Origin of the sequence: Altibacter sp. (assembly GCF_019913785.1) — a bacterium.
Lineage (GTDB): Bacteria > Bacteroidota > Bacteroidia > Flavobacteriales > Flavobacteriaceae > Altibacter.
In genome coordinates, this window is record NZ_JAIOHK010000067.1 from 17,123 (window position 1) to 29,213 (window position 12,091).

At 42.3% G+C, this 12,091-nt stretch carries 10 protein-coding genes, 1 pseudogene and 1 riboswitch; of the genes and pseudogenes, 10 read left to right on the forward strand and 1 reads right to left on the reverse strand.

Annotated features, from left to right (window positions below; all coding sequences use genetic code 11):
• Positions 1–34: 34 nt before the first annotated feature.
• Positions 35–1,288 carry a methionine adenosyltransferase gene (gene metK / locus K8F54_RS12215; protein ID WP_290791359.1) on the reverse strand — a complete coding sequence of 418 codons (1,254 nt, stop codon included), beginning with the start codon at positions 1,286–1,288 and terminating at the stop codon, positions 35–37.
• Between the two features lie 276 nt (positions 1,289–1,564).
• Positions 1,565–1,685, forward strand: a riboswitch (SAM riboswitch).
• Between the two features lie 117 nt (positions 1,686–1,802).
• On the opposite strand from metK, the gene K8F54_RS12220 reads away from it, so the two are divergent.
• From K8F54_RS12220 to K8F54_RS12265, 10 genes and pseudogenes are all read left to right on the forward strand, one after another.
• Positions 1,803–2,972: a PLP-dependent aspartate aminotransferase family protein gene (locus K8F54_RS12220; protein WP_290791361.1), complete on the forward strand. Its 1,170-nt coding sequence runs from the start codon at positions 1,803–1,805 to the stop codon at positions 2,970–2,972.
• A 73-nt stretch (positions 2,973–3,045) separates the two neighbouring features.
• A pseudogene (locus tag K8F54_RS12225) lies at positions 3,046–4,128 on the forward strand (aspartate kinase); the annotation flags it as partial.
• 6 nt (positions 4,129–4,134) lie between these two features.
• Complete coding sequence (locus tag K8F54_RS12230) at positions 4,135–4,554, forward strand: OsmC family protein (RefSeq protein WP_290791364.1); 420 nt, start codon at positions 4,135–4,137, stop codon at positions 4,552–4,554.
• Positions 4,551–5,570 carry a homocysteine S-methyltransferase family protein gene (locus K8F54_RS12235; RefSeq protein ID WP_290791366.1) on the forward strand — a complete coding sequence of 340 codons (1,020 nt, stop codon included), beginning with the start codon at positions 4,551–4,553 and terminating at the stop codon, positions 5,568–5,570. Before K8F54_RS12230 ends, K8F54_RS12235 begins: the two co-directional genes overlap by 4 nt.
• On the forward strand, positions 5,571–8,258 hold the full coding sequence (gene metH / locus K8F54_RS12240; RefSeq protein WP_290791368.1) for a methionine synthase: 2,688 nt from the start codon (positions 5,571–5,573) through the stop codon (positions 8,256–8,258). It begins immediately after the preceding gene.
• Positions 8,259–9,215: a methylenetetrahydrofolate reductase [NAD(P)H] gene (metF, locus tag K8F54_RS12245; protein ID WP_290791370.1), complete on the forward strand. Its 957-nt coding sequence runs from the start codon at positions 8,259–8,261 to the stop codon at positions 9,213–9,215.
• Positions 9,216–9,252: 37 nt separating this feature from the next.
• Entirely contained in the window at positions 9,253–9,684 is a 432-nt protein-coding gene (locus K8F54_RS12250) for an Rrf2 family transcriptional regulator (protein ID WP_290791372.1), read from the forward strand.
• Positions 9,681–10,622, forward strand: a complete 942-nt coding sequence (locus tag K8F54_RS12255) for a pyridoxal-phosphate dependent enzyme (protein ID WP_290791374.1) — start codon at positions 9,681–9,683, stop codon at positions 10,620–10,622. Before K8F54_RS12250 ends, K8F54_RS12255 begins: the two co-directional genes overlap by 4 nt.
• A 57-nt stretch (positions 10,623–10,679) precedes the next feature.
• The gene (locus tag K8F54_RS12260; protein ID WP_290791376.1) at positions 10,680–11,789 is read left to right on the forward strand and encodes an acyloxyacyl hydrolase; all 1,110 of its coding nucleotides are present in this window, start codon (positions 10,680–10,682) and stop codon (positions 11,787–11,789) included.
• Between the two features lie 6 nt (positions 11,790–11,795).
• Positions 11,796–12,091: DUF2807 domain-containing protein (locus K8F54_RS12265; RefSeq protein WP_290791378.1), on the forward strand; the 296-nt coding region annotated here is incomplete at its 3' end.

A 12,091-nucleotide genomic window follows, 5' to 3' on the forward strand; every position in this document is an offset into this window, starting at 1 on the left:
ATAGGGGCGCTTTTTTTTAATAGCATCTGTCAGATTATAATCCGAAGGCTGTTTTTACCTTGTCTACGTAGTCTAATTTTTCCCAAGTGAATAATTCCACTTCCTTCTCGACACGACCGTTGTACGGACTTTCAAATACTTTGGTTACCGTCTGAGGGGTACGTCCCATATGGCCATAAGCGGCCGTTTCCAAATAGATGGGGTTCCTAAGTTTTAATCTGGTTTCGATGGCCGCAGGGCGCATATCGAATATTTTCGCAGTGAGTTGGGCAATCTCACCATCGGTTTTTGAGACATGTGAGGTACCGTGTGTATTCACGAATAAAGAAGTGGGTTCTACCACTCCGATAGCGTAGGATACTTGTACCAATACTTCATCGGCTACTCCGGCAGCTACCAAATTCTTTGCGATATGACGCGCAGCGTAGGCAGCACTTCTATCTACCTTACTGGGGTCTTTTCCGCTAAAAGCACCACCACCGTGGGTTCCTTTTCCGCCGTAGGTGTCTACAATGATCTTTCGCCCTGTCAGACCGGTATCTCCATGAGGTCCACCAATAACAAACTTTCCGGTAGGATTTATATGATAGGTGATGTCGTCATTGAATAATTTCTGTACGTAGGCCGGTAGCTGTGCTTTAACGCGTGGAATCAAGATACCAAGGATGTCCTCTTTGATTTTGGCCAGCATCACATCATCTTCATCAAACTCGTCGTGCTGCGTAGAAACTACAATGGCAACAATACGTTGTGGTACATTGTCATCACTGTATTCGATGGTCACCTGACTCTTAGAATCGGGGCGCAAATACGGAATTTCTTTTCCTTCGCGACGCAAAGCCGCTAATTCGATCAAGATCTTATGCGAAATATCCAAAGCTAGGGGCATATAGTTGGCCGTTTCCTTGGTCGCATAACCAAACATCATCCCTTGATCGCCGGCACCTTGTTCTTCTTTGTTGGCTCTATCGACTCCCTGATTGATGTCCTGTGATTGTTCGTGAATTAACGAAATGACACCACATGAGTCACCGCTAAACTGATAGGCACCTTTGGTATATCCAATTTTATTAATCACATCGCGAGCAATGGTTTGAACGTCGAGGTATGTTCCACTTTTTACTTCTCCGGCCAATACTACTTGTCCGGTAGTGACTAAGGTTTCGCAAGCTACTTTTGAATTGGGATCGAAGGCCAAGAAGTGGTCCAATAATGCATCACTTATTTGATCTGAAACCTTATCTGGGTGTCCTTCAGAAACACTTTCCGAAGTAAATAAATAGGCCATAAAATGGATTTAAATATTAATGTTGGCGGAGATTTGACCAAAAGTCCAGGGAGGTTTACAGCTTCTGTAACGTACTGGTTTAGCATATTATTTTCTGAAATAATTTCAGAAAAATAAGAGGTTGCAAGCAGTCAAATCTTCCTCTTTAAATTTGTTCTGCAAAAGTAAAAAAATAAAGCGAATAGAAATTTTATTTGAAATTTTTTAAAGAAAAGTTTGGATACTAACTTTTTGTAACCGAATATTTGCACTCACAAAGTTCAAAACTTTATTGAAATGTTATCAAGAAAGGCGGAGGGATTAGACCCTGTGAAGCCTTAGCAACCCTTTCTCCGGAATGAAGGTGCTACATTCTACTTAATTTTCGATTGATTATCGATAATTGGATAGATAACAAAACGTCATTTCTCATCTGAAATCACGATTTTCTTTTTAACATTTTTCTATTAAGTACGCTTTTAGGGCGCATTTGACTTTTGTTTTAATTCATTTATTAACTCAAAAAATTAGAAAAATGAGTGCAACAAAAATTATTCATTCTATTCCCAGTGATCCGCTCACCGGGGCCATTTCGGTACCTGTGTACCAAACCTCTACCTTTATTCAAGAAGCGCCCGGTGTCAACAAGGGCTTCGATTATGCCAGAAGTAACAATCCAACCCGAAAGGTGTTGGAAGATGTGGTCGCCCAACTGGAAGCGGGTCACTCTGGCTTTGCTTTTGCAACCGGCTTGGCCGCTATCGATGCTGTTTTAAAATTACTATCGGCCGGTGATGAGATCGTCGCAGTAGACGATATCTATGGCGGTGCCTATCGCCTGTTTACCCATGTGTACGAGAAGTTGGGTGTTTCGGTACGGTATGTAGATACCACAGATGTTGATAATGTGGCAGAGGCGGTCACCTCCAAAACCAATCTGATCTGGATCGAATCCCCTACCAATCCAACCTTAAAAGTGTCGGACATTGAAGCAATCGCAACGATCGCAAAAAGCGTAAATGCGCTGTTGGTGGTGGACAATACCTTTGCTTCACCCATCGCTCAAAAACCAATTGAATTAGGCGCCGATATTGTAATTCACAGCGGTACCAAATATATTGGAGGGCATTCCGATCTGGTGGCCGGCTTAGTGATCACCAAGACCGTGACCCTTTCAGAAAAATTGAAATTTATTCAAAATGCATCGGGTGGGATCTTAGGTCCCTGGGATTGTTTTCTTACCATTCGAGGTATAGAAACGCTTGATATTCGGTATAAGAAACAGTGCGAGAATGCACTAAAGGTTGCCTTGTTTCTAAAAGAACAGGAGGCGGTGCAAGAGGTGTTCTACCCCGGTTTGACATCGCATAAAAACCATGAGATCGCTAAAAAGCAACAAAGCGGACTCTATGGAGGCATAGTGTCATTTACGCTAAAAGAGGATACCCAAGAGGGTGCCAATCGATTTGTAACTAACACCAACTATTTTAAGCTTGCCGAAAGCCTGGGTGGTGTGAAGAGTTTACTTTGCCATCCGGCACAGATGACGCATGCATCCATTCCAAGAGACATTCGGCTAAAAGCGGGGATAAAGGATTCCCTAATCCGACTCTCCTGTGGTATTGAGCAGGCCGAGGATCTTATCGAAGATCTATCCACTACTTTGCAGATTTGTAACCCCGCCAAAGAACTTCTCTTTGTGTAAATAAATGACCAATATGAGCACGGAGACCTTACAACCGCCTATATCGCGAATCGATTTAGAGCAATTAAAAAAGAAGAAGATCAACCTGGCCATTTTCGGTCATGGCAATGTGGGAAGTATCTTGATCGATCAGGTGATCGCTTCAGGGAAGGAAATTTCGAAACGACGGAATATCGAACTCAATATCTTTGCCATAGCCAATTCCACTTCCTTGTTCCTTGATAAAAATGGCATTTCAGAAAACTGGGGGCAAAAGAAACGTGAAAAAGGAGTTTCGTATACAATCAACGATGTGATCGCTTTTGCGAAAACGCATCAGTTAGAAAACTTGATCGCCGTTGATAATACGGCCAATGAAGTCTTTGTCTCCTATTATAAACTATTGGTGGAACACGGATTTAGTTTGGTTTCATCCAATAAAATTGGAAATACTCTGGGGCTTGGTTTTTACAAGGAATTGCGCAGTTTGCTTTCTGAAAAGAACAAAGAATATTTGTACGAAACCAATGTAGGAGCCGGATTGCCGCTGGTAGATACCATAAAGCTGTTGCATCTTTCGGGAGAGAATATCACTCGGTTAAAAGGTATATTTTCGGGATCGTTGAGTTATATTTTTAACCACTTTTCAGAAAATGAAATAACCTTCAGCAGCGTACTTCAGCAGGCTATTCGGAAAGGATTTACCGAACCGGATCCGCGAGAAGACCTATGTGGGAACGATGTAGGGAGAAAATTACTCATCTTGGCGCGCGAATTGGATCTGCACACTGAGTTTGAAGATGTGGTGATTCAGAATTTAATTCCGAAGCACTTACGGAATGTTTCCAAGGAAGAATTTCTCGATAAACTGCAAGATTTTGATGTGCCGTTTCATATTAGGCGAAACAATCAATCTGAAGCACATGTTTTACGTTATGTGGGTGACTTACACGGAGATTTATCGCGGGAGGATGGTGCTATTTTAGAAGTTAAATTGGTTTCCGTCCCTAAAAATAGTATGTTAGGACAGATAAAGGGCAGTGATTCTATCTTCGAAATCTACACCGAAAGTTATGGGGAGCATCCCATTGTAATTCAAGGAGCCGGGGCCGGAGCAACCGTAACAGCGCGTGGTGTCTTTGGAGATATATTGCGCCTTAGTGATAAACTAAACTAAAATAACATGAAAGTAACGCTAGATAGAATTAATGATGATTTTCTTTTTGAAGCCAAAGGAGCGAACAATGTTTCGGTCTTTATTGACAATAAAACCAATGATGAGGTGAAGGGGGCAAGTCCCATGGAGTTGGTTCTTATGGCAGTAGGAAGCTGCAATGCCATCGATATTATCTATGTGCTGAAAAAACAGCGACAAGAGATTCGATCGTATGCGGTGGAAGTAGAAGGAGAACGGGTGGAAGGCCCTGCGGCTAAACCCTTTAAATCCATACATGTGACCGTGTATTTGGAAGGGGATATCACTGTGGAAAAGGCCAGGCGGGCAGCGGCCCTAAGCTTTGAAAAGTACTGTTCGGTGTCCTTGACATTGGCAGGCTGTGTAGAGGTTACCTATCAAATAGTGCTAAACGGAGAAAAAATATGAATGCATTACATCATGCCATGAAAGAACGTATTCTCATCCTGGATGGGGCAATGGGAACCATGTTGCAGCGGTATCAATTTTCGGAAGAAGATTTTAGGGGGGTGCGATTTAAGGATTTTCATAAGTCGGTAAAAGGAAATAACGACCTGCTGTCGTTGACGCAACCACAAGCAATTGCAGAGGTGCATAAGAAGTATTTTGAAGCTGGTGCCGATATGGTGGAAACCAATACCTTTTCGGGAACCACTATCGCCATGGCCGATTATGATATGGAAGATCTGGTGTATGAACTGAATTACGAATCGGCCAAAATCGCGAAGCAGGTCGCAGCCGAATTTACCAAACAACAACCTGAAAAGCCTCGATTTGTAGCCGGGGCGATGGGGCCCACCAATAAAACGGCCAGTATGTCACCCAATGTGAACGATCCGGGTTTTAGAGCGATCTCATTTGAAGAATTACGCATCGCCTATAAACAACAGGCTGAGGCTTTGATCGACGGTGGTGTCGATGTCCTTTTGGTCGAAACCGTTTTTGATACCCTCAATGCCAAGGCAGCCTTGTTTGCTATTGAAGAAATAAAGGAGGCGCGTAATTTGGATATTCCGGTGATGATTAGCGGCACCATTACAGATGCTTCGGGACGTACACTTTCGGGTCAGACTGCCGAAGCGTTCCTGATTTCAGTTTCCCATATTCCGCTGTTGAGTGTAGGTTTTAACTGTGCCTTAGGCGCGAAGCAGCTAACACCTCATTTGGAAGCAATTGCCAGACGTACGCAACTGGCAGTTTCGGCCTATCCCAATGCGGGTTTACCGAATGCCTTTGGGGAGTACGATGAGCGTCCGGAACAGATGGCATTACAGATTAAAGAATACTTAGATAAGGCACTGATCAATATAGTAGGAGGCTGCTGCGGTACTACTCCCGAACATATTCAGGCGATTGCCGAGTTGACTTCCAACTATAAGCCAAGGCCTTTTCAAGTACAACAAAATACGTTTTCAGTAGAATAGATGATAGAGACCCAAATTGAAATACAAGAGAAACGCTACCTGAAACTTTCGGGATTAGAACCTTTGGTGATTACACCGGAGAGCAATTTTATCAATGTGGGTGAACGGACGAATGTGGCCGGTTCACGAAAATTTCTGCGATTGATAAAGGACGAAAATTTTGAAGAGGCCTTATCTGTTGCCCGTCATCAGGTGGAGGGTGGTGCCCAGATCATCGATATCAATATGGACGATGGCTTGATAGATGGCAAAGAGGCTATGGTGAAATTTCTAAATTTGGTCATGGCCGAACCCGATATTTCGAGGGTGCCCATCATGATCGATAGCTCCAAGTGGGAGATCATAGAAGCCGGATTGCAAGTTGTGCAGGGCAAATGTGTTGTGAATTCGATCAGCTTGAAAGAGGGCGAAACCGAATTTATACATCATGCAAAACTGATCAAACGGTATGGCGCTGCGGTGATCGTTATGGCGTTCGACGAAGTAGGACAGGCAGATAATTACGATCGCCGTATTGAAATCGCAAAGCGCAGTTATGATATTTTGGTGGACAGGGTGAAATTCGCTCCGGAAGACATTATTTTCGATTTAAATATTTTTCCGGTAGCAACCGGGATGGAGGAACATCGCAAAAATGCCATCGATTTTATCGAAGCTACCAGATGGGTGCGTGCCAACCTGCCACATAGTAGCGTGAGTGGTGGGGTGAGCAATGTCTCCTTTAGTTTTAGAGGGAATGACAAGGTACGCGAAGCGATGCATTCGGTATTTTTATATCATGCCATACAGGCCGGAATGAATATGGGGATTGTCAATCCTGCGATGCTGGAGGTATATGACGACATTCCAAAGGAGCTGTTAGAACATGTAGAAGATGTGATGTTGGATAGACGGGAGGACGCCACCGAACGACTCCTGCATTTGGCCGAATCGGTTATTCAGGATAGCAAGGAAAAGGCCGTTGACACTTCATGGCGGGAAGAACCCTTGCAGGATCGTATCACCAGAGCGCTCGTAAAAGGAATTGATGCTTATATAGTGGAAGATGTAGAAGAGGCTCGGCAGGTTGTGAATACACCCATAGAGGTGATCGAAGGCCATTTAATGATAGGGATGAATGTGGTGGGAGATCTCTTCGGAAGCGGAAAAATGTTCCTGCCGCAAGTGGTGAAATCGGCACGTGTTATGAAGAAGGCCGTGGCCTATTTGTTACCTTTTATTGAAGCTGAAAAAAATGGAGAGGTGAGTTCGAACGGGCGCATTTTGATGGCAACGGTAAAGGGAGATGTACATGATATAGGGAAGAATATTGTTGGGGTGGTTTTGGCATGCAACAATTACGAGATCATTGATCTGGGTGTGATGGTGCCTGCGGAGAAGATTATTTCCGAAGCAAAAAGACTACAAGTTGATGTGATTGGACTAAGTGGTCTTATTACTCCTTCACTGGATGAAATGGTTTTCCTGGCAAAGGAAATGGAACGACAGGAATTTAGTATTCCCCTGCTAATTGGTGGTGCAACTACCAGCAAAGCGCATACGGCGGTAAAGATTGACCCACAATACCAACATGCTGTGGTGCATGTGAACGATGCGTCGAGAGCGGTTACCATTGTGGGAGATTTACTTCAAAAGGATACGAGAGCCGCTTTTAGGCAAAACCTTAAAGTTGATTATGACAACTTTAGAACAAACTTTTTGAAACGCCAAAAAGTGAAATCGTATATCACGATTGAGGCTGCACGAAAAAATAAATTCAGTATTGATTGGAATGCTTCGGAAATTGTAACACCGAATAAATTAGGGATACAGGAGATCGATAATTTTGATCTCACCATCTTGAAAGATTATATTGACTGGAGTCCGTTTTTCCGAAGTTGGGAGCTTCATGGACGATATCCGGACATCCTGAAAGACAGGGTGGTAGGAACCCATGCTTCGGAGTTATTCAACGATGCCCAAGTCTTACTTCAGCAGATCATTTCAAAAAAATTATTTACAGCAAAAGCGGTGTTTGGATTGTTCGAAGCGAATTCGGTCAACGATGACGATATTTTGTTAACCCATGAGGGACGAGAATTTGTGTTTAGAACCTTACGTCAACAAAGTAAAAAGGCGGAAGGGAGACCTAATATTGCATTGTCCGATTTTATCGCTCCTGCAGCATCGGGCAAACAGGATTATATAGGGTGTTTCTGCGTTTCGGTAGGCTTTGGCGCACAAGAATTGGCGGAGGTGTATGAGGCGCAACACGACGATTACAATGCCATCATGGTGAAGGCATTGGCAGATCGATTGGCCGAAGCCTTTGCAGAATACCTACACGCACAAATACGAAAAAAGGCGTGGGGTTATGGGAAGGATGAAATACTAACGAATACTGAATTGATTCAAGAAGCTTATAAGGGGATTCGTCCGGCTCCGGGTTATCCTGCCTGTCCCGATCATTTGGAAAAGCAGACCATCTGGGAGCTTTTAGGTGTGGAGGAACGAATTGGGGTACGCCTTACGGAAAGCTTGGCCATGTGGCCGGCCGCTTCGGTTTCGGGCTATTATTTTGGTAATCCTGAAGCCCGTTATTTTGGAGTAGGGAAGATCAAGGAAGATCAGGTGGCCGACTTTGCCCAACGCAAGGGAATTGATTACGAATTGGCCGAAAAATGGTTAAAAACAAATATGGCAGACTAAATGAAAGTTACAGAACACATACAAAATGGAAACGGAAAGTCACAATTTTCCTTTGAGATCCTACCCCCGTTAAAAGGGCAAAATATACAATCGGTTTTTGACAGTATTGATCCGTTGATGGAGTTTAAGCCTCCGTTTATTGATGTTACCTACCACAGAGAAGAATATGTGTACAAAGAGCTCGACAATGGATTGTTGGAAAAGAGGGTGGTTCGGAAGCGACCCGGAACGGTAGGAATTTGTGCGGCCATTCAGAATAAATACGACGTAGATGCGATTCCGCATATATTATGCGGTGGTTTTACGAAAGAGGATACCGAGAATTTTTTGATCGATCTGGATTTTCTGGGGATAGACAATGTGATGGCTTTACGTGGCGATGCGGTTAAGAATGAAACCTATTTTACACCCGAGAAGAAAGGGCATGCCTATGCCGAAGAGTTGGTGAAACAGATTGTTTCTTTAAACAAGGGCAGCTATTTGGATGCAGAGATATTGAATCAGGCGCAGACTAATTTTTGTATTGGCGTGGCCGGATATCCCGAAAAACACATGGAAGCACCCAATATGGAGAGTGATATTCATTTTCTCAAAAAGAAAATAACGAATGGTGCCTCTTATATAGTGACTCAGATGTTTTTTGATAACGATAAGTTCTTTCGTTTTGTGGCCAAATGCAGAGCGGCAGGAATAACAGCTCCAATAATCCCGGGCTTAAAACCGTTATCTACCAAAAAACAACTAAATATTATTCCGCAACGATTTAATGCCGATTTACCGGACGATTTGATCAAAGCGGTACTTGATTGCAAGAACAACGATGAGGTAAGGCAAGTTGGAATCGAATGGTGCATCATGCAAAGCCGGGAGTTAATAAAAGAGCAAGTTCCATTTTTGCATTTTTACTCCATGGGTAAGAGTGATAATATCAAGGCAATTGCCTCTAAATTATTTTAAAAAGTGTAAATTTATTCCTTATAAGCAATGCGTTGACATGTTATCCCGAAAAACAAAATACGGCCTCAAAGCTCTTACGTATCTCGCTAGAAATGCAGGGAATACTCCTGTGCAGATATTTGTGATTTCTGAAGCAGAAAACATTTCCCAAAAGTTTTTGGAGAGCATCCTACTTTCCCTCAGAAAGGCAGGTTTTTTAGAATCGAAAAAGGGAAAAGGTGGTGGCTATTATTTACTGAAGGAGGCCAAGGATATTCCTATTTCGGAGGTATATCGAGTTTTAGAAGGTCCAATTGCCATGGTGCCCTGCGTTAGCTTGAATTTTTATGAAAAATGTGATGACTGTCCGGATGAAGCCAAATGCAGTGTCCATAATTTGATGATTCAGGTTCGAGATAATACACTTAAGATTTTTGAAAATACCTCATTGGCCGACCTTATAAATGTAGGTACTTCTCCTATACTATGATTCCTTTAAAGCAAGACCTTGAAGAAGCCTATTACAGGGTTAGGCCGTACGTGCATAGAACTCCGGTATTGACATCTTCCTTTTTAAACACTGAAATTGGTGCCGAGGTTTATTTGAAATGTGAGAATTTTCAGAAGATGGGGGCTTTTAAAATGAGGGGGGCTACAAATGCCATACTTCAGCTTTCAAACGACCAGCGACGCGCTGGCGTGGTGACCCATTCTTCAGGAAATTTTGGTCAGGCGGTCGCTTTGGCTGCCCGAAACTTAGGGGTAAAAGCGTATATCGTTATGCCATCCAACGCCCCAACGGTTAAAAAAGATGCTGTACGTGGTTACGGTGGAATTATTACTGAAACCGAGCCAACTCTTGCAGCTCGTGAGGCCGCTTCAGAAAAAATAAAAAATGAGATAGGCGCTAGTTTTTTACACCCCTCCAATGATATTAATGTGATACTTGGAAATGCTACGGCGACTATGGAACTCTTAGAAGTACAGCCCGAACTAGATTTGATTTTTGCTCCGGTGGGTGGTGGAGGGTTGGTTGCAGGTACCGCATTAGCGGCACACTATTTTGGAATGAATTGCCGAACCTATGGAGGAGAGCCCTTTGAGGCTGATGATGCGTATCGCTCCTTGCAAAGTGGTTTCATAGAGAGGAATAGTACTACCAATACAATTGCAGATGGCTTGAGGACCAATTTGGGAACTATTAATTTTCCAATTATTAAATCCTTTGTTCAAGAGATCATCAGAGTGGAGGAGGGTGAAATAATTGCTGCCATGCGTTGGGTGTGGGAGCGGATGAAGCTGGTTGTTGAGCCTTCAAGTGCGGTGGCTTTGGCAGCTTTGAATCGTGAAAAAGAACGCTTTAAAAACCAAAAGGTCGGCTTATTGATTTCGGGTGGAAATGTGGATTTTTCGAATCTGCCATTTTGATTTTTATTTATGGTTCAATTTTTAGGATTAATGTATATTTACGCCTCTTTAAAAGGCATGAAGTACAGATTTTACTTATTAATATTATTCATTTCATTCCAACATACTTCGGCACAGCAGAATGAGCTTCGATTTCACTCTTTTGAAGTCGATAATTTCTATGGTACCATTTTAGAGCATAACCCGGATATTTCGCATTTAATCACAGGCCACCCTTCAGGTGTATTTTTTAGTTACAACAGAAAGACCTATGGATTTAATGAATGGGAACGACGCTATAACCATCCCGATTGGGGTTTTACCTTTATTTATCAGGACATGGCAAATCCTTATTTAGGGGTGAATTATTCGGTCTACGGACATTTTAATTGGTATATGTTCAACCGAAACCTCACTATTAGAATGGCCCAAGGGATTGCCCTAACATCTAATCCATACGATCCGGAGACTAATTATCAGAACAATGCCTATGGTAGTAAGTTATTGAGTTCTACCTTCTTAAAGGTGAACTATGTTAAAGAGAATTTATACAAGGGTTTTGGGTTTCATGCCGGATTCGGAATAATACATTATTCAAATGCCAATTTTAAAGCACCTAACAATAGTACCAACACCTTGTACTTTAATGCGGGCTTGAGTTATCAGTTTGACCCTCAAAGTTTTCCGTATAGGATTCCTTTGGAGTCATGGCCCAGTAGGTACTATGCCGAACGAATACATCTAAATTTTGTTTTTAGGACGGGTATTAATGAAGCCGATGTAAATGGCTTGGGGCAATATCCTTTTTATACGCTTTCATTGTATGCGGATAAACGAATTAATTATAAGAGCACGTTCCAAGCGGGAATTGAAGTTTTCTTTTCTGAATTTTTAATTGAATTAATTCGGTATCGTTCCATTGCTTTTCCTGAAGATGGACTTACCGGTGATGAAAATTATAGGAGGGTAGGGGTTTTTATAGGACACGAATTACGCTTTAACAAAACGGCATTTGTATCGCAACTTGGGTATTATACCTACTGGCCGTACGAATTTGAGAATCGTATCTATAACAGATTGGGATTAAAAAGGTATTTTTACAAGGACAGATTTTTTGGAGCGATAACATTAAAAGCACATTGGGCAAAAGCCGAAGCCGTAGAGTTTGGAGTAGGAATACGTTTATAATTGTTTATGAAAAAGATATTGTACATAATTAGTTTGATTTTCTTGTTTGGATGTAATTCTGAATCAGCCTGGGATTGTATTCAAGAGTCGGGAGCTATTATTGAAAGAGAATTTCGTGTAAAGGAGTTTAAAAAAATACAAGTTTGGGAACGTGTACAACTCATTGTTAGTCAGGGAGATTTCCAGAATGTTCGGGTGGAGACCGGCGAGAATTTAATGAACGAAATACAGGTTAAGGTTAAGGACAGTATTCTAACCATAAGTGATCGAAACAGTTGCAACTGGGTACGTGATTATGGAAT

What these genes read in the sequence shown, in the direction of transcription:
- metK (WP_290791359.1), bottom strand. Translation starts at nt 1,288, where the DNA reads ATGGCCTATTTATTTACTTCGGAAAGTGTTTCTGAAGGACACCCAGAT.
- K8F54_RS12220 (WP_290791361.1), top strand. Translation starts at nt 1,803, where the DNA reads ATGAGTGCAACAAAAATTATTCATTCTATTCCCAGTGATCCGCTCACC.
- K8F54_RS12230 (WP_290791364.1), top strand. Translation starts at nt 4,135, where the DNA reads ATGAAAGTAACGCTAGATAGAATTAATGATGATTTTCTTTTTGAAGCC.
- K8F54_RS12235 (WP_290791366.1), top strand. Translation starts at nt 4,551, where the DNA reads ATGAATGCATTACATCATGCCATGAAAGAACGTATTCTCATCCTGGAT.
- metH (WP_290791368.1), top strand. Translation starts at nt 5,571, where the DNA reads ATGATAGAGACCCAAATTGAAATACAAGAGAAACGCTACCTGAAACTT.
- metF (WP_290791370.1), top strand. Translation starts at nt 8,259, where the DNA reads ATGAAAGTTACAGAACACATACAAAATGGAAACGGAAAGTCACAATTT.
- K8F54_RS12250 (WP_290791372.1), top strand. Translation starts at nt 9,253, where the DNA reads ATGTTATCCCGAAAAACAAAATACGGCCTCAAAGCTCTTACGTATCTC.
- K8F54_RS12255 (WP_290791374.1), top strand. Translation starts at nt 9,681, where the DNA reads ATGATTCCTTTAAAGCAAGACCTTGAAGAAGCCTATTACAGGGTTAGG.
- K8F54_RS12260 (WP_290791376.1), top strand. Translation starts at nt 10,680, where the DNA reads ATGAAGTACAGATTTTACTTATTAATATTATTCATTTCATTCCAACAT.